Genomic DNA, 16342 nt, shown 5'->3' with positions numbered 1-16342 from the left:
GCGGTTATTTCCCTGGCCAGTCGCCCCTATTTGGAGGCGCTGGCACCCTCCATGCCGCGCAGCAGTTGCGGCGTGAACCAGATGTCCTTGTCCGTGGCCACGGACCCGGCCTGCACAAAAGTGGTGCCGTCCTGGTACTGGAGCGGGCCGGCGTAGAGGTTGATCTTGCCCGACCCGATATCGGCAATGAACTGGGCCAGGGCCTTTTTGGTCTCAGGCGACAGGGCGTTGCCCTCGGTAAAGCCGATGGGGCTTTTATCCGGGTCGTTTAAGGCCGCGAAATCCGGGGCCAGCCACTCAAAGCCCGGCTTGTACGTCCCGGCGGCCACGGCCTTGGCGATGGTCAAAAGCGGCGGTCCCCAGTTGAAATAGGGGACGCCCAGGCACACGTCCGGGGCACCCTGGCAGGCCAGCTTGAAGTCGTAGGGCAGGGCGTAGACGTCGGCCCCGGTCTTTTTGCGCGCCCCGGCTACGGTGAGCGCCTCGGGGGTGTCGATGCCGGAAATGATCACGTCGTAGCCCTGGTCGTAAAACGAACCGGCCACCTGATTGGGATCGGAGGTCACACCCGGGATATTGAACCAAAAGCCGATCCAGCTCACCTTGAAGGTCAGCGCTTCGGGCTTTTGGCCGCGCACCGTCTCCCAGGCGTAGCGCGCGCCGAGGTAGGCGGCGTTGGCCAGACGGCGGGTCTCGTCGTTGATCAGCGGCCCCAGAAAACCGATCTTGCCGGTCTTGGTGGTCATGGCGGCGGAAAAACCGGCCATCATCTTGGCGTATTCCATCTTGGAAAAGACGTTGCCGAGATTCTTGGGAGCCTTGCCGGTCAGGGCGTCGTCGCCGGAAAGATGGACGAAGGTGAGGTCGGGATGGGCCTCGGCCGCCTCGCGGATGCCGTCCTTCATGTCGTCGGAACCGGCCAGAATAAGGGTGGCTCCCTTGGCCGCCAGATCGTCCACCAACTGGGGGATGGTCACGCCCGGGCGGTCGGCCGGGTTGACCTTGTCCAGGTACAGCATCTTCGTGCCGGGCTGCTGCGCTTCGACGTATTTGCCGCCCTCGTACTGGGCCTGGCTATAGCCTTTGTCGTTGTAGGGACCGACCAGCAACAGGCCGAAGGTGAGCGGCTTCTCCGCTGCCGTAGCAGCAACGGCGCAGACAATGGTCAGGACGGCAGCAAGGGCCAGGGGCATGAGGCGACGCATAGGGCATCTCTCCTTGAGTGTGGACGTGGCGTGGGGGCGCATTACCAAAAGCGCCGGCAATACGCCAGGGGCGAAACCCCTCGTTGGGACTTTCCAAAAAACATTCCTGATTTTTGGAAATAAAAAGCATTAATTCAAAGTGTTGCGGCTTGGAAAAAGGCTCGCGGCACGTGCCGGACACACCACTAGGAGCGCCCCGGCAGACGACCGTGGCGCAAAAAAGCGTCGAGAAGCCCAAAGACTTCGTCGTTGCCGCAAAAACGCCCCGTGGCGATGCGGCGGCGCATGGCATCGAGATTATGCTCAAAGGCCGGGAGCAAGTCCGGCTCCAGACGGTCCATGGACGCGCCCCGGCCGTAGCCCAGCTTGTCAAGATAGATGGCGTTCAACTGCTGCTCAAAGGCCCCGGCCACCGGGAAGGACAGCACCGGTTTGCCAAAATACAACGCCTCGCTCATGAGATTGTGGCTGCCGCCGCATACGACATAGGCGCACGAAGCCAGATCATCGAGGAAGCCGTTTTCGCTATAGTTGCGAAAGGTCAGATTGCCGTCCACCTTGTCCATTTTATAGCCATAGACCCGGAATTCCCGGTCGATGGTGCGCAGATACGGGGCAAAGGCGTCGCAGATGCCGCAGCTCTGGTAGACCACGATATGGCTGCCCTGGCTGGGGGTGCGCTCGATCACACTCTGGCGCAGGATCGGCGGGGCCACCAAAGCGCGCGCGCCGGGCTTGGCCGGCGGCTGGAAAAAGGAGATGGCCAGATAGTCCGAGCAGGCCGAAAACAAAAAGCGGATAGAGGCCCGGATGCCCCAGTAGTCCGGCAACAGACGCGGCGGCACGGGATGGTCGCAGCAGGAGATGACATGCTGGTGGTCGATGGACAGGCAGGGGATGCCGGCCCGCTTGGCGGCAATGGGCACGAAATATTCGTAGTCGGAAATGGCGGCGTCGGGCTTGAAGGCGTCGATGAGCCGGGCCAGCCGGGCCAGTTCCGCCGGGCGTTTGGCAAGGGTTTTGGCGGCCAGGGCCAGGGTCGCCGGGGTGTCCAGGCGCTGGTTTTTATAGCGCGTGCCGGGGTTTTCAAAGCGCTCCACGCGAAATTCGCGGGCCAGCAGCCCCGCCCCCTCTTCGCTGGAGACGAAGAGGAACTCGTGGCCAAGCGCGGCCAGATGCCGGGCCAGGATCAGGGCGCGGATGGCGTGGCCGTGCTGGGTGCCGTGGACGCCGTAGAGGATGCGGGCCATGGGTGCGGGGTGTGCCTCCGGGAAGGTCGGGCCATGGACCGCCCCCAGGCGTGGGGACGGCAACGATCCGGTTGCGGTGTGGATAGCCCGGAGAGCGCCAAACGGCAAGGACGACCCTGGCGGCTGCGTTGCGCGCCCGGTGGCCGGGTTGACGCCAGGGCAGCATTTCGACAAGTAAGGAAAGTGGTATCAGCATGAAAGCTCGGAGGCGTCCATGGCCCCAGGCCAGAGCAGTACCCACTCGGCCGACACGGTGGTCCGCGTCCTCACCATCACCAATGCGCTGCGCGGCCTCAAAAGCCTGGGGGCCATCCTCGACCGGCTGCTTTTCGAGGCGCGCGCCCTGGTCGGGGCCGATGCCGGGACCATCTTTTTGGCAGACGGCCACGATCTGGTCTTCCGCTATGTCCACAACGACAGCCTGTTTTCCGCCGACGACGTGACCCGCCACGTCTATCTGGCCTCGCGCCTGCCGGTGGACGGCCTGTCCCTGGCCGGATTCACCGCCCGCAAGGCCGCCCCCCTGGTCATTGACGACGTCTACGCCATGGACCCGGCCCTGCCCGTGCACTTTAACAGCTCGTTTGACCAGCGCACCGGCTACCGCACCCGGGCCGTGGCCACCCTGCCCCTGGTTTCCAGCCGGGGGCGCGTCGTGGGCGTCATCCAATTGATCAATCCCGGCGACGCCGCCGGCTGCCCCGCCCGGTTTACCCCGGCCGACATCGATCTGCTTACGCTCTTAGCCGATCAGGCCACGGCGGTTGTTGAAGCGGGGCTGGTCACCGAGGAGTTCATCCTGCGCATGGCTCGCATGGCCGAACTGCGCGATCCGGCGGAAACCGGCCCCCATGTGCGCCGGGTGGGGGATTACGCCGCCGAAATCTGCCACACCCTGGCCGTCCGGCACGGGCTCTCGGTGCCGGAGGCCAAGCGGCGCAAGGACATGATGCGCATTGCGGCCATGCTCCACGATGTGGGCAAGGTGGGCATCAGCGACCAGATCCTGCGCAAGCCCGGCCCGCTGTCTGCCGCTGAATACCACACCATGAAGAACCATACCCTGCTGGGTGCCGCCCTGTTCGACAATCCCTCCAGCGAGGTTGATGCCTGGAGCCGGGACGTGGCCCTGTATCATCATCAGGGTTTCGACGGCTCGGGCTACCCCGGCCGGGTCGATGATCCGGCCGGCCACGACATGGCGGGAAGCGTGCCCCTGGCCGGGGAGGATATTCCCCTGCCGGCCCGGATTACCGCCGTGGCCGACGTCTACGACGCCCTGGTGTCGCGCCGGGTCTACAAGCCGCCTTTCGCCGAGGCGGATGCGGCCCGTATCATCGCCGAAGGCGCCGGCAGCCAGTTCGATCCGGCCGTGGTGGACGCTTTTTTGTCCATCGCCGACGTCATCGCCGCCATACGGTCCAGATATCCGGACTAAACTGAACGCTATGCGCCTGGCAAAATATACGATACCCCTCTGTGCCATGCTTGCGGCGGTGCAGTGCGCGTCTTTCCCGGCGCTATTTCCCCTGCGGCAACTCCACGCAAGGTGGCTCCCCCCATGAAACACGTCTTCTTTCTCATCGCGCTGCTGGTGCTGATCGCCGGCCGCCTGTCCGGTCCGGCCGACGCCGCAGGGTTTAACCAGTACGTCGGCTTTGGCGACAGCACCCTGGACAGCGGCTATTTCCGCTACAATACGACAGGAAGTGCGACACAGGACGCCCTGGTCGCAGCAGCTGTTGCCAACGGGGCCAGCGGAGCCTTTGCCGGACCCGGCATCGTCAATTCCATCCTGTTGGCCGGCCGGTTTGGCCAAAGCGGTGTGGCCATCGGCGGCGGTGGCTTTAACTTCGCCAATGGCGGCGCGTTTTCCGCTCCGTTGCGCGCCACTGCCGACAGCACGCCCCTTTCCGGCGTGTCCGCCCGGACCAATGTGGCCACCAACCAACAGATCCAGAACTACCTGGCCTCGGTCGGCGGCGTGGCCAATCCCCATGCCCTGTACGTGGTCAAGACCGGCGACAACGACTTGCAGTTCGTTCGGGCCATGGGTGCGACCTGGATCGCCGCCAACCCCGATTTTCTGCCCGAGCTGGCTGTCGGCCAGGCCTTAAACGTCGCTGCCCTGCAGGCGGCCGGGGCGCGCACCATCCTCGTGCCCAATTCCTACAACTACGCGGTCTTTGCCAGCGAAGGCGGCTATATTCCCGCTGCAAACGCCGAACTCTACGCCCGGTCCCAGTCCTATAGTATGATGCGCTGGACCAGCCTCACCGCTGCCGGCGTGCGCTTTATTCCTGCCGACATCGACAGCCTGTACCGCTTTGTGGTGCAAAACCCCGTGCTGTTCGGTTTCACCCCGTCTTCGGTGCTTTCCGCCAATGCCGTGGCCTCGGCCCAAAGCCCCCTCTACGACAGCTGGCAGGACGTGACGCCGGCCCAGTTGGAGACTTCGCTTTTCATCGGTGCCAACGGCGTCCACTTCACCACGGCCGGGCAGCAGATCGAGTCGGATTACGAGTACAGTCTCTTAAGCGCCCCCAGCCAGATTTCCCTGCTGGCCGAATGCGCCGTGCAGGATGGGCTGGCCCGATTTGCCACCATCCAGGGCCAGATCGACCTCACCGGCCAGCATCGCGGGCCAAATGGCTTAAACGTCTGGGCCAGCGGCGGCCTGAATGCGTTTGATTATAAAAACACCCCGGGCTTTCCCGATGCTTCCGGCACGCCCCTGACCGGTTCGCTGGGAGCAGATTATCAATTGCCGGGCGGGGTGATCGTGGGCGCGGCCGTGACCCTTGGCCACCAGACCCAGAAATTCGCCTCGGACGGCGGCGACTTTGAGCAGACCGGCGAGGCCCTAAGCCTCTACACCGCCGGCCGGTATGGTCCGGTCTGGGGCAACGTGACCGCGTCCTGTGGCCTCTACCAGGACAGCGTCTCCCGGCAGGCGGTGTTGGGCAAGTTCATGGACCAAAACAGCGCCCACACCACCGGCCAATCCCTGGGGCTGGCCCTTCGCGCCGGCGGCGACCTCACCCTGGGACCGGTCACCACCGGCCCGGTGGCGGGCTTGATTGTGCAGCAGGTGCGGATCAAAGGGTTCACCGAATCCGGCACGAGCGGCGTCACCGCCTTGTCGTTTGGCGGCCAGACCCGGGATTCGGCCGTAAGCCAGCTCGGCTGGCGCGTATTGGTGGATATAGGCCGCTGGCAGCCCTTTGCCGAAGCCAAGTGGAACCACGAACTGGTTGGCCAGGACCGTCTGGTCAAGGCCGCGCTGACCACGACGGCGGCCCAGCACTACAGTCTGGCCGCCGCGCCAACGGCCACGGACTGGACCACCGCCAGCCTGGGCACGTCGTTTAAACTCAGTGAGCGGGTGCTGCTGCGCGGCGCGGCCTCGGCCTCAATCGATAATCCGCAAGTCGTCACCTACGGCGGCGAACTGGGAATCAACGTCAGCTTCTAAAGGGCTGCGCGCCGTCCGTTGGAAGCTGCCCAGCCGGCTTCCAACAGACGGCGCGCCCCGCCAGCCAGAAACGGAAAAAAGCAATCAGACCAAGGCCTTCAGGTTTGCCAAGAGCGTGTGCGCGTCTGTGGCACTTGGCTGCATGGGCAAAGCAGCCAGAATCCCCAACCCTTCGCCAGCCTCGTGGAAGGCTTCGGGCGAAAGCTTGGTCGCCACGGCCGTGTGGATGAAGGCGTTTACCTGCAACAGTTGGGACACCAGGGCAAAGGCCGCCATATCCGGCAAGGCCTCGTCCACCACGGCCAGGGTCGGCGGGGCCTGCCGCGCTTGATCCAAAGCGGCCTGCCCGGTGGCAACGAGGCTTGTTTGCGCCCCTTTCTCAGCCAGGGCGGCGGCAAAGGCCGTAAAGTCCTCGGGACGATGGGTGATGATGCTTATCTGCATGTTGTCTTCCTAGAATGCCGGGGTTTTGCCGCAACACGAGCCAGGACCGGCGCAACCCGCCTGCCCCGGCCGCGAACCGCAACAGCCATGGTCCGCCGGGCCCGGCAGACCGGCCGCCGCCTTGCCCGTGAGCGAACTTGTCGGGGACACCAGTTTTTCCGAGGCCGCCCCGCACTGGGGACAGGCCGGGGCGTCTTCGGCCCGTTGCCGGATCACCTCACCGCGATAGCCGCAGGCCGGACAGGAAATATCGTAAATCGGCATTGGCGGTCTCCTTGAGAAAAGAATGCCTCCGGCGGCCGGGGGGGATAATCCCCCCCGGACCCCCTTGTCAGGAAAAGGGTTCGGCGAGCCGCTCCAAACCCGGAATGCCCGAACACAGTCCTAGCCAAGACCGCCGCCGCAGGTCTGATTCTGCGAAAAGGGCAGCAGGGTTCCCGTCATGAACGCGTCCACGGCGTCTTTGACCGAGGCAGCGCTGCCGCCGTGATAGACCTTGATGCCGACCTGCATGAACCCTTGCAGCGGGCGCATGCCCATGCCGCCGGCCACAAGGACGGTGACGCCGTTTTGGGAGAGGTGGTTGACCGGGGCCATGCAGCCGCCCTGCATGTGGGGAACGTTGGGCAGCGTGCCGACCTGGGCAATCTTGCCGTCAGCCACGTCCACGACGGTGTAGCAGTCACAATGTCCGAAATGCTCGCCAAGGGCGCTGTCCATGCCGCCGGGCATGGTTGAGGGAATGGCAATGCGGCAGGTTTCCATGAGTGTATTCCTTTTTAGAGGGGCCGGGGAGCTTGCCCGGCCAGAGTGGTTATGGCGTCCCACAGGCTGGCGACGCTGGCGGCCAGGGGACCGCCGTATTCAGGCAGAGTCAGTTTTTGCACCATGGCCAGGGTCACGTCCGGGTGATAGGGCAGGCTGCCGACCAGGGTATGGCCGCCATCGGTGCAAAAGGTTTTGATGCGGGCCGCCGCCTCGGCGTTGAGATCGGCCTTGTTGATGATGACGGCGGTCGGCAGACGAAAGTGGTCGCACAGCCCGGCCACGCGCGTCAGATCGTGGATGCCGGACGGCGTGGGCTCGGTGACGAGCACGGCCAACGTCGCCCCGGACAGGGAGCTGATGACCGGACAGGCGATGCCGGGCGCGCCGTCGCACAGGATAAGGTCCAGGCCGTCCTTTTTGGCCAGCTCCCGGGCCTTTTTTTTCAGCAGCGACACCAGCCGGCCCGAGTTCTCCGCGCCGGGATCGAGCTGGGCATGGACGAGGCGGCCAAAGCGGGTGTCGGAGACGGCGCTATAGCCGCAGGTGCGCGGCGAAAAGGCAATGGCCTGCTGCGGACACAGGACCACGCAGGTCTTGCACCCTTCGCAGCGGCGCTCGTCAATATGCCAGCCGCCGTTTGCATGGGGCGAAATCGCCTCAAACCGACACCAGTCCCGGCACTGGCCGCACCCGGAACACAGATCAGGCTCGATGTGGGCCAGATGGCCGGACACGAAATCGTTTCTGACGGTATTGTGCGGGTCCAGCAGGATGTGCAGATCCGGGGCGTCCACATCCAGATCGCACAGGATTTTTTTGGGGGCCAGGGCGGTAAAGGCCGCCGTGAGCGATGTTTTTCCAGCCCCGCCCTTGCCGCTAATGACAACGATTTCAGGCATGACGCGCCTCCCGGGCCAGCCTGTCCACGGCCTGGGCCAGGGTGTGGCACAGCCTGCGGCAGTCCTCGTTCACCTCGGCCAGCAGCCCGCCCCGGGCATAGGTTTCAGCAATGCGCCGGTCGTTGGGTATTTCGGCCAGGATGGGCAGCTTGGCCTGCCGGCAAAAATCGTAGAGTTCGTCATTGCCGGCCCCGGCCCGGTTGACCACCACGCCCATGGGCTTGCCCAGGGGCGCAAAGGCCGTCACGGCCAGTATGAAGTCGTTGACGCCAAAGGGGGTTGGTTCGGCGACCAGCACGATGCAGTCGGCCTTGGCCACGGCAGCCGCAGCCGGACAACTCACCCCTGGCGGGGCGTCGAGGAGGACGTCCGGCAGCGCTGTCGCCGCCGGCCCGGCCAGCAGTTCCTCCATACGCCGGGTGACAGCCCGGATAAGCGGCGGACTCATGGCCTCGCCCACCCGCAACCGGCCGGAAAGAAATCCTATCGAGCCGGCCGCCCCTTCCTCGATACAGCCGAGTTCGCGTGCTCCAGGCGTAATGGCCCCGACCGGGCACACGGCCAGACAGCCGCCGCAGCCGTGGCACATTTCGGCAAAGACCACGGGCGCGTCACCCAAAATGGTGATGGCCCCGAACTGGCACAGGGTGCGGCACGCCCCGCACCGGGTGCACACGGTCGCATCGACCACGGGAATTTCCAGGCTGGCGACAGTGTTGCGGGCGATCACGGGGTGCAGGAACAGATGGAGATTGGGCTCCTCAACGTCCAGATCCACGGCCAGGACAGGGCGTCCCAGGGCTTGGGTCCAGACAGAGGCCAGGGACGCCGACACGGTGGTCTTGCCCGTGCCGCCTTTGCCGCTGGCGATGGCCGCGATCATCCCCTACGCTCCTTGGCCGGCCCGGTACTTGGCCACCGCCTGACCAACGGTCAGGCCTTCCAGGCCTTCGACCACCGTGACCCCGGCCGCAGCCAGGGCGCTGGCCGCCTTGGGACCGACCACCCCGGTCAGCAGCACTTTGGCCCCGGCCTCGGCAATGCGCCGGGCGGCTTCGATGCCCGCGCCATGGGCCATGGCCTGGGAGCCGCCGTTATCCAGGTAGCTGACCTGGTCTGCGGCATCGACGACAACAAATCCGGCGGCCCGGCCAAACCGGGGGTCCACGGCGGCTTCCAACGTGGGGCCTTCGCTGCTGACTGCAAGAATCGTCTTCATGGCAACATCCTTTTCCAAGTGTTTGACGGGAAGGGCGGTGTCAGGCCTTGGCGGCCCTGGCGACGGCGGTTCCCGTTCCAAGTGTTGACCCGCCGCCCTGAAGCATCCAGCGGTGCACGGCTTCGCGCACAGCGGCAGCGGCAAGATAGGCGCAATGCCGGTCGTCGTCGGGAAACCGGCCCACGGCCGCAACAACGGCCTGCTCGGTAATGTCCACGGCTTCGTCCAGGGTTTTGCCCCGGGCCAGGGCGGCAGCGGTGGCAGCGGCAATGCAGCTTGAGGCGCAGCCGTCGGTATCGAAGTCGGTCTGGACAATGGCTTCGCCGTCAATGGCCAGGGCAATGGAGATGGTGTCGCCGCACGCGCCCGTGACCACGCCGACCACGGCAGGGTCGGCCAGTCGCAACCGGTCCGGCGCGTCGCGCCAGATGGCGAAGCCGCGCTCACCAAACCGCTCAATCAACTCTGCCTGCTGCTCCTGGGTAAAAACATCGAGAATCATATCCAGCGTTGCCTGATCCGGCTCGGCAGACATCGGCAGCCTCCTTTACGCTGTGGCAGCGGGCTTGGCCTCAAGCGCTTTAAGCACTGAGGCGATGACGGCCTTAAAGGCCAGAGCCGAAGGATTCTGGCTGGCCACGGCCAGGAACACGTCGCCGTCGTCGCCCGAGCGGGCCACTTCCGAATCAATGGGGATGCGGCCCAAAAAGGGGACGCCGGTCTCGGCCGCCAGCCGTTCCCCGCCGCCGGCGCTGAAAATGTCGTGGACAGCGCCACAGGACGGACAGACGAAACCACTCAGATTTTCCACAATGCCCAGGATGGGTGTGGAAAGCTGCCGGCAGAAGGTGACGGAACGGCGCACGTCGTCCACGGCCATGTCCTGGGGCGAGGTCACGATGACGGCCATGGCCTTGTCTTCAAAGATCTGGAGCACCGAGAGCGGTTCGTCGCCCGTGCCCGGGGGGCAATCGACCACGAGCACATCGCGTTCGCCCCAGGCCACTTGCTTGGCCAATTGTTCGATGACCCCGGCTTTGGCCGGGCCGCGCCAGATAACGGCGTCGTCCTTGCCCGGCAGCAGAAACCCGATGGACATGACACCCAGATTCCAGTGCCATTCGACCGGGACCATAAAAGTCCCCGTCATGGCCGGACGGCAATCTCCGAGCTTGAGCAAGCGTGGGATGCTCGGCCCGTGGACGTCCACGTCGAGCAGGCCCGTCCGTTTGCCTTCCATGGCCAGCCCGGCGGCCAGATTGGCCGCCACCGTGGACTTGCCCACGCCCCCCTTGCCTGAAAGGACGACGATCACGGCCTTGACGTCGTCGAGTCCGTTTTGCGGTTTGCTTCCAATTGTTTCATTGAGATCGCGCAGGCCGTCTTTATTCATGATTGCGTGCTCTCCAAATCGTTTGTGCCAACCCTTACCCGGCGGGCCAGCGCGCGACTCGGGCGCGCCCCCGGGGCGAGCAGGGTATCCAGGCGGTTTTGACCCAGGGCGGAAAGGACCGCAGACACCTCGCCAACGATCCAGGGAGCGACCGCCACGCCGTGGCGGGTAAAATGCTTGAGGCAGCAGCACGTCGCCCCGCCGCAGACCAGCAGCACCACGCCGGCCCCGGCCAGAAACCCGGCCAGGGGAATAAGCCCGCCGTCCGGCATGTCCCAACTCCCTTCTGCAACCACGGCTTGGGCTTCGAAGCGAAAGAGCCGAAAGGCGGTGGCCGTCTCCAACAGCGAGGCCAGCCGGTCGCCGTGGCAGGCCAGGCAGACGCGGGTGCAGCAGCAGGGTGTTGTATGGGGCGTGTGATGGATCAAGGGCATGGCGAAACCTCGACCAGGCTTAAGCATGGTCGATGCCATGATAGAAATACGGAACAATGGGAGCGGGATAGATGCACAGAGCAGGCGGGTGCGACGGAGTCCAGGCGAAAAATACGCCCGCAGGCAAGTGCCGGGGCTTTTTTTTATCCCAACGACAGGAATTCGCTGACGCCAAGGCCAGGGCAAGGGGGGCCTGGAACCGGGAGGGGCAGGTCGGGCGGGCTTTGGCCGAGGGCGAAAAATGCGCCCAAGGGTGCAGCTCTCCCGCGAACGCGCCTAATCTCCGGGACCAAGGGCCAGAATGCGCCGCAAGGTGTCCTTGGTGATGCCCAGTTCCCGACAGGCTGCCATGGGTTTGCCGCCGTGGCGGGCCAGGGTGGCGACGGCGGCCTGATGCTTTACGGCCTGCATGGTGCCCGAAGCGGCCGGCAGGAGCGCCTCCCCCGGCTGCGCCCGCAGATAGTCAGGCAGATCCTCCAGGCCGATGCGTCCTTCGCTGCGCAAAATAAAGGCGTATTCCAGGATGTTTTGCAGTTCCCGGACATTGCCCGGATAGTCGTGGCGCACGAGGCGCTTGAGCGCCGCCTCGGACAGGCCCGTGACCGCTTTGGCCTGCACCAGATTAAACCGGTCGATAAATGCAGCGGCCAGCAAGGGAATGTCCTCGGGACGTTCGCGCAGGGGCGGCAGGACCAGGCGGGCCACGCCCAGCCGGTAGAACAGATCGCGCCGAAATTCCCCGGTCGCAGCCATGGCGGCCAGATCCCGGTTGGTGGCGGCGAGTATCCGCACGTCGGTGGGCTGGCTTTTGTCCGAGCCGACGGGTTCAAAGGACTTTTCCTGGAGCACGCGCAGGAGCTTGACCTGCAAGGCCAAGGGCATGTCCCCGACCTCGTCCAGGAACAAGGTGCCGCCCTTGGCCAGGGCAAAGCGGCCCTTGCGGTCGGCCTTGGCATCGGTAAACGCGCCGCGGACATGGCCGAACAGCTCGGATTCCAGCAACTCCCCGGGAATGGCCCCGCAGTTGACCGCGACAAACGGCCCCGCCCGGCGCGGACTCAGGTTGTGCAAAGCCCGGGCGAACAGCTCCTTGCCGGAGCCGGATTCGCCCAGCAGCAGGACCGGGGAAGCGCTGGCCGCGATCTTGGGCAACAGCGCCAGCGTCCTGGCCAGGGCTTTGTTTTTGGTGAGGATGTCGTCAAGGGTGCAGACCCCTTCCAGCTCCTTGCGCAGCCGGGTCAGGTCCGAGATGTCGCGAAACGTTTCCACGCCGCCGACAATGCGGCCCGAGGCGTCGCGCAGGGGGGCGGCGCTGATGCTGACCGGGACTTTGGTGCCATCCGGGCGCACGATGAAAATGGCCTGGTTGGCTAAGGTCTTGTCCCCGTCGATGCAGGCCCGCAGGGCGCAGGCCCCGTCGCACAGGCTGGAATGGAAGACCTCCCAGCATTTGCGCCCCAAGGCCTTGGCCGGGGCAATGCCGGCCACGTCGCCGGCCGCCCGGTTGAAAAACGTGATGTTCCAATCCGTGTCCACGGTGAAAACACCGTCGGCCAGGGACTCCATGATGGCTTCGCAGGGGATGTTGCCGGGAAGGGCCATGCCTGTTTCTCTCTTTGCGGGCCGCAGCGGTTCGACGGCGGCCGCGCTCCTGCCCGTCAGGCAACGGCCGGCTGCGCCGCCGGCCGCAGGGAGGGCCTGCATGCAGGCGCACCCAAAGGACCACGAGCGCCCCATGCCTCGACGCCATGAACCGGACTGTGGGCGAATCGCTGCAGGCTGCTAAACGATGGAGGCAATGCCCCGGTGACGTGCGGGCGTGGCGTATGGGGGAGGTTTTTTTCCGGTCCCTGCGGCGGCGGGCGCCAGGGAACGGTTCGACGCCAACGGGACTTCCCGTAAACTGGCGGAGGGAGAGGGATTTGAACCCCCGGACGAGTTGCCCCGTCAATGGTTTTCAAGACCACCGCCTTAAACCGCTCGGCCATCCCTCCGCAGACAGGCTGTTTAAAGCCCTTTGCCCGCGCACGCAATAGCCATTTCGCCCGTAACGCAGCCAAGACGTCCCAGTTCCGCCACAAGCGCCGGCGGCGTCTCTAAAAATGCCAGTCCGACGCCGGGTGCCGTGCGACGCTTGGCCCAGGGTTCGTGCCAGGCCACACGCATGCGCACCGGCTCCTCGGTCACGTCCGGAAACACCACCCAGGCTTCTTCGCCGATGGCCCACTGCGTCGTCGTGAAGAGAAAACAGCCCAATATGGAAACATTGAGGGTGCAGGTCCGTTCGCCGCCCGGGTCACCGTCGCCCGGGTCTCCAACCGGCGGGCGCGTGCGCCACAAGATGGCCGGCAGATGCGCCTCCACCCGCTCGCCGCGGCGGATGATGCGCGGCAAAAAGTCCCGGCAGGCGGCCACGAAGACCGACAAACCGTCCCGCGAAGGCGGCCCGGCGTCCGTCCCCAGCGCGAATACCGCGTCCGTGCTGGCATCGTATTTGAGGCGCGCCGAAGGATAAATCTCCGCCAGCTTCTGCAACGCCCCCTTGTCGAAATGCTTTTCCCGGACAATGGTCGGCACATCGAAGAGCACCCCGTTGTACCGGCAAAGGCGCGCGGCCTGGGTCAGTTCTTCCGGGGTTTCCGCCACCTGGCAGTGTGCGCCAAGCCGGGCCAACTCCTCGAGAAAACGGTCCCTGGCGCGCCCCCTGCGGGCCACAAGCAGCATGTGCATCGATACAACCGCCCAAGCTAAAATCGCGGACAAACAACCCGTCCGGGCCAGGGCGGGGCTTTTGCCTCCCTGGCGCGTCAACCGTGGGAACGACCGGCCTCAATCAACTTGCGCGCCCGCTCGGCCAGGGTGCCCACCTCGGGTTTGGTCACCTGGTCGTCGGCTCCGACAGACAGTCCCTTGTGGTACAGTTGATCGTTAATGAGCGACGAAAACAAAATGACCGGCAGCGCCTTGAGCTCCGGATCGTCCTTGATTTTCTTGCACAGCGTATGCCCGTCCATGGAAGGCATTTCGATGTCGGTTACGACAAGATTGACGTTGGAGGCCAGCGGTGCGTCGCCCTTGGCCGCTGCCTCGCGCCACTGGACCAACCGATCCCAGGCGTTTTGGCCGTTGATGTCCTGAACGACCTCGAACCCGTCTTTTTCCAGGTACGAGGCGATAAGCCGCCGGATGGAATTGGAATCGTCCACCACAAGCGTCTTAAACGCCGAACGGTCGGGTTCGGGAATGGCCATCTGCTCCCGGGCGCGCTCGGTCTTCATGGCCAGGGCGGGATTTAAGTCCCAGATGATCTGCTCCATATCGAGCAGCAGCACGATATGGTCGGGAAACTTCACCACGCCCGTAAAATTATTCGCCGCAAACTGGGCCACATAGCCCGACGGCGGTTCCACCTCGGACCAGCTCAGGCGATGGATGCGGGTCACGCCCGACACCATAAAGGCGTTTATGACCTTGTTAAATTCCGAAACGATGACTTTGGTGTTTTCATCGCGGGCCATGGGCTTGCCAAGCCACAGGCTCAAGTCGATCAGCGGGATGACCCGGGAACGCAGGTTGAAGGTGCCGATCACGCACGGATGCGGCGTCTGGGGCATGCCCGTGACCTTGGGCAGCCGGATGATTTCCAGCACCTTGGCCACGTTGACCCCGTAATACGCCCGGTACGGCTTCCCACCCGGCTCGACGTCCTCATCGATATAGAACTCGATGATCTCAAGCTCGTTGGTACCCGTCTCCAGCAAAATATTGGTTTGCGCCATGGCCACCCTCGAATGCCGCCCGCCTGCGCGCGCGAATGATTTTGTGTCGAACCCAACCCGCCCCGAGCCTCGAAGCTGCCGGATGCGGCAGGCCCCAAATATGTCTTTAGCGTTTCACCGCTCCAGGCGCAAGGGTTTGCCGGGCCGATCCCACAGCTTTACAGGGGCCGCTTCCCTGGACTACAAAGCCGCCGATGTCCTCTAACGCCAAGCCTTCAATCGGCGAGCACCTATTTTGAGTCTTCCCAAAACAGCCTATATCCTCTTGTGGTATCCCCTGCCCTCGGAAACGTTTATTTTCCGTGAGGTGGAAAACGCCAAGGCCGCCGGCATGCCGTTTCAGGTGTATGCCCTGTACGGCGAGGCCCGCAAACACCTTTCGCCCCAAATGGCGGCCGTGGCCCCGTCCGTGGTCCGGCTCGGGGCCAGGGCAATCCCCGCCATCCTGGCCGACATGGCCTGGTGGGCGGTAAAAAGGCCCGTCGAAACCGCCCGCATCCTGGCGACCCTCCCCTGGCGGCGCTGGAGCTGCCTGGAAGTGGCCGGTGAAAACGTCTTTGCCATGTGCGCCGGTTTTTCCCTGGCCCGACGGTTTTTAGCCGACGGCATCCGCCACATCCACGCCGGCTGGGCCAACGGTCCGGCCACCGCCGCCTGGGTGGCCTCGCGCCTGTCCGGCATCCCCTTTTCCTTCTCGGCCCGGGCCGGCGACATCTATCCCCAAGACGGCGCCCTGGCCGATAAAATGCGCGACGCCGCCGCCATCCATACCAACAACAAGGCCAATATCGCCTATCTGTCCGGTATTTTGCCCGAAGCTGCCGGCAAGATCCGCCAGATTTACAACAGCCTGACGCTCACCGGCCGCGACGCGGCCTCGGTGCACCTGGAGCCGCCCTACCGCCTGCTGGCCGTGGGCCGGTTTTGCCGCACCAAGGGCTTTGACGTGCTCATCGACGCCTGCGCCATCCTGGCCCGGCGCAATTTTCCCTTCCAGCTTACCCTGGTCGGGTCGGGCCTGCCCTGGCCAACGGCGCTGATACGCCGCCGCATCCGCATCCACGGCCTGCGCGCCCGGGTCTTTCTGCCCGGGTTCGTCAGCCACGACCGCATGAGCGAACTCTACGCCGCCGCCGACATCTTCGTCATGCCAAGCGTGGTCCACGCCTCGGGCGACCGCGACGGCATCCCCAACGTCATCATGGAAGCGCTCGCCCACCGCATTCCCGTGGTGGCGACCGACGTCAGCGGCATCCCGGAAGTGATTGAAGATGGTGTGACCGGACGCCTCGTCGCCCAACGCGACCCCGAAGCCCTGGCCGAGGCCATCATGGCCCTGGCCGCCGACCGCGACCAGGCCCTGGCCCTGGCCGAGGCCGGGCGCGCCCGCGTGGCCGCCCTGTTCGATCCGGCCACCAATACCCAGGCGATATGCGACTTTTTCGCGTCCATCCCGACCCGGAGGCACAGCTAGCC

The 16342-nt window shown here is 64.9% G+C and carries 17 protein-coding genes and 1 tRNA gene; 3 read left to right on the top strand and 15 right to left on the bottom strand.

The window, feature by feature from the left end; all coding sequences use genetic code 11:
* Positions 1–26 precede the first annotated feature (26 nt).
* Both GTA51_RS12480 and GTA51_RS12475 read right to left on the bottom strand, forming a co-directional pair.
* Positions 27–1205: a BMP family lipoprotein gene (locus tag GTA51_RS12480; RefSeq protein ID WP_160961546.1), complete on the bottom strand. Its 1179-nt coding sequence runs from the start codon at positions 1203–1205 to the stop codon at positions 27–29.
* Positions 1206–1390: 185 nt separating this feature from the next.
* Complete coding sequence (locus GTA51_RS12475; protein WP_160961544.1) at positions 1391–2455, bottom strand: glycosyltransferase family protein; 1065 nt, start codon at positions 2453–2455, stop codon at positions 1391–1393.
* A gap of 214 nt (positions 2456–2669) precedes the next feature.
* On the opposite strand from GTA51_RS12475, the gene GTA51_RS12470 reads away from it, so the two are divergent.
* Together GTA51_RS12470 and GTA51_RS12465 are read left to right on the top strand one after the other, a co-directional pair.
* Complete coding sequence (locus tag GTA51_RS12470; RefSeq protein ID WP_160961543.1) at positions 2670–3893, top strand: GAF and HD-GYP domain-containing protein; 1224 nt, start codon at positions 2670–2672, stop codon at positions 3891–3893.
* 123 nt (positions 3894–4016) lie between these two features.
* Positions 4017–5930, top strand: a complete 1914-nt coding sequence (locus tag GTA51_RS12465) for an autotransporter outer membrane beta-barrel domain-containing protein (protein ID WP_160961541.1) — start codon at positions 4017–4019, stop codon at positions 5928–5930.
* 84 nt (positions 5931–6014) lie between these two features.
* On the opposite strand, the gene GTA51_RS12460 is transcribed toward GTA51_RS12465, so the two are convergent.
* The 13 genes from GTA51_RS12460 to GTA51_RS12400 all read right to left on the bottom strand — a co-directional run bounded on the left by GTA51_RS12460 (position 6015) and on the right by GTA51_RS12400 (position 14866).
* Entirely contained in the window at positions 6015–6374 is a 360-nt protein-coding gene (locus tag GTA51_RS12460) for a hypothetical protein (RefSeq protein WP_160961539.1), read from the bottom strand.
* Positions 6375–6383: 9 nt separating this feature from the next.
* Positions 6384–6638 (bottom strand): FmdB family zinc ribbon protein, encoded by a 255-nt coding sequence (locus GTA51_RS12455; RefSeq protein ID WP_160961537.1) that lies wholly within the window; start codon positions 6636–6638, stop codon positions 6384–6386.
* 120 nt (positions 6639–6758) lie between these two features.
* The gene (locus GTA51_RS12450; RefSeq protein ID WP_160961535.1) at positions 6759–7139 is read right to left on the bottom strand and encodes a NifB/NifX family molybdenum-iron cluster-binding protein; all 381 of its coding nucleotides are present in this window, start codon (positions 7137–7139) and stop codon (positions 6759–6761) included.
* Between the two features lie 14 nt (positions 7140–7153).
* Positions 7154–8041: an ATP-binding protein gene (locus tag GTA51_RS12445; RefSeq protein WP_160961533.1), complete on the bottom strand. Its 888-nt coding sequence runs from the start codon at positions 8039–8041 to the stop codon at positions 7154–7156.
* Entirely contained in the window at positions 8034–8924 is an 891-nt protein-coding gene (locus GTA51_RS12440; RefSeq protein WP_160961531.1) for a nucleotide-binding protein, read from the bottom strand. The genes GTA51_RS12445 and GTA51_RS12440 overlap by 8 nt, the downstream gene beginning before the upstream one ends.
* A 3-nt stretch (positions 8925–8927) precedes the next feature.
* The gene (locus GTA51_RS12435; protein WP_160961530.1) at positions 8928–9260 is read right to left on the bottom strand and encodes a NifB/NifX family molybdenum-iron cluster-binding protein; all 333 of its coding nucleotides are present in this window, start codon (positions 9258–9260) and stop codon (positions 8928–8930) included.
* A gap of 40 nt (positions 9261–9300) precedes the next feature.
* Positions 9301–9795, bottom strand: a complete 495-nt coding sequence (locus tag GTA51_RS12430; protein WP_160961528.1) for an iron-sulfur cluster assembly scaffold protein — start codon at positions 9793–9795, stop codon at positions 9301–9303.
* A gap of 12 nt (positions 9796–9807) precedes the next feature.
* The gene (locus tag GTA51_RS12425) at positions 9808–10653 is read right to left on the bottom strand and encodes an Mrp/NBP35 family ATP-binding protein (protein WP_160961526.1); all 846 of its coding nucleotides are present in this window, start codon (positions 10651–10653) and stop codon (positions 9808–9810) included.
* Positions 10650–11087, bottom strand: coding sequence for a hypothetical protein (locus GTA51_RS12420; RefSeq protein WP_160961525.1), 438 nt, complete (start codon positions 11085–11087; stop codon positions 10650–10652). Before GTA51_RS12420 ends, GTA51_RS12425 begins: the two co-directional genes overlap by 4 nt.
* Positions 11088–11363: 276 nt before the next feature.
* The gene (locus GTA51_RS12415; RefSeq protein WP_160961523.1) at positions 11364–12689 is read right to left on the bottom strand and encodes a sigma-54 interaction domain-containing protein; all 1326 of its coding nucleotides are present in this window, start codon (positions 12687–12689) and stop codon (positions 11364–11366) included.
* 302 nt (positions 12690–12991) lie between these two features.
* Positions 12992–13081 (bottom strand) — tRNA-Ser (locus GTA51_RS12410).
* Positions 13082–13094: 13 nt separating this feature from the next.
* Complete coding sequence (locus tag GTA51_RS12405; protein WP_160961521.1) at positions 13095–13817, bottom strand: PilZ domain-containing protein; 723 nt, start codon at positions 13815–13817, stop codon at positions 13095–13097.
* 77 nt (positions 13818–13894) lie between these two features.
* Complete coding sequence (locus GTA51_RS12400; protein ID WP_160961520.1) at positions 13895–14866, bottom strand: chemotaxis protein; 972 nt, start codon at positions 14864–14866, stop codon at positions 13895–13897.
* Between the two features lie 235 nt (positions 14867–15101).
* On the opposite strand from GTA51_RS12400, the gene GTA51_RS12395 reads away from it, so the two are divergent.
* Positions 15102–16340 (top strand): glycosyltransferase family 4 protein, encoded by a 1239-nt coding sequence (locus GTA51_RS12395; RefSeq protein ID WP_160961518.1) that lies wholly within the window; start codon positions 15102–15104, stop codon positions 16338–16340.
* Positions 16341–16342: the final 2 nt, after the last annotated feature.

The organism is Solidesulfovibrio aerotolerans (genome assembly GCF_009856865.1).
GTDB lineage: Bacteria > Desulfobacterota > Desulfovibrionia > Desulfovibrionales > Desulfovibrionaceae > Solidesulfovibrio > Solidesulfovibrio aerotolerans.
Note: the sequence above shows the minus strand (reverse complement) of the source record. Positions and strands in the feature narration are given on the sequence as shown.

Coding starts and splice junctions, on each gene's coding strand:
- GTA51_RS12405 (WP_160961521.1), bottom strand. CDS start 13,817: ATGCACATGCTGCTTGTGGCCCGCAGGGGGCGCGCCAGGGACCGTTTT.
- GTA51_RS12460 (WP_160961539.1), bottom strand. CDS start 6,374: ATGCAGATAAGCATCATCACCCATCGTCCCGAGGACTTTACGGCCTTT.
- GTA51_RS12425 (WP_160961526.1), bottom strand. CDS start 10,653: ATGAATAAAGACGGCCTGCGCGATCTCAATGAAACAATTGGAAGCAAA.
- GTA51_RS12470 (WP_160961543.1), top strand. CDS start 2,670: ATGGCCCCAGGCCAGAGCAGTACCCACTCGGCCGACACGGTGGTCCGC.
- GTA51_RS12455 (WP_160961537.1), bottom strand. CDS start 6,638: ATGCCGATTTACGATATTTCCTGTCCGGCCTGCGGCTATCGCGGTGAG.
- GTA51_RS12480 (WP_160961546.1), bottom strand. CDS start 1,205: ATGCGTCGCCTCATGCCCCTGGCCCTTGCTGCCGTCCTGACCATTGTC.
- GTA51_RS12440 (WP_160961531.1), bottom strand. CDS start 8,924: ATGATCGCGGCCATCGCCAGCGGCAAAGGCGGCACGGGCAAGACCACC.
- GTA51_RS12445 (WP_160961533.1), bottom strand. CDS start 8,041: ATGCCTGAAATCGTTGTCATTAGCGGCAAGGGCGGGGCTGGAAAAACA.
- GTA51_RS12415 (WP_160961523.1), bottom strand. CDS start 12,689: ATGGCCCTTCCCGGCAACATCCCCTGCGAAGCCATCATGGAGTCCCTG.
- GTA51_RS12475 (WP_160961544.1), bottom strand. CDS start 2,455: ATGGCCCGCATCCTCTACGGCGTCCACGGCACCCAGCACGGCCACGCC.
- GTA51_RS12450 (WP_160961535.1), bottom strand. CDS start 7,139: ATGGAAACCTGCCGCATTGCCATTCCCTCAACCATGCCCGGCGGCATG.
- GTA51_RS12400 (WP_160961520.1), bottom strand. CDS start 14,866: ATGGCGCAAACCAATATTTTGCTGGAGACGGGTACCAACGAGCTTGAG.
- GTA51_RS12430 (WP_160961528.1), bottom strand. CDS start 9,795: ATGTCTGCCGAGCCGGATCAGGCAACGCTGGATATGATTCTCGATGTT.
- GTA51_RS12435 (WP_160961530.1), bottom strand. CDS start 9,260: ATGAAGACGATTCTTGCAGTCAGCAGCGAAGGCCCCACGTTGGAAGCC.
- GTA51_RS12420 (WP_160961525.1), bottom strand. CDS start 11,087: ATGCCCTTGATCCATCACACGCCCCATACAACACCCTGCTGCTGCACC.
- GTA51_RS12465 (WP_160961541.1), top strand. CDS start 4,017: ATGAAACACGTCTTCTTTCTCATCGCGCTGCTGGTGCTGATCGCCGGC.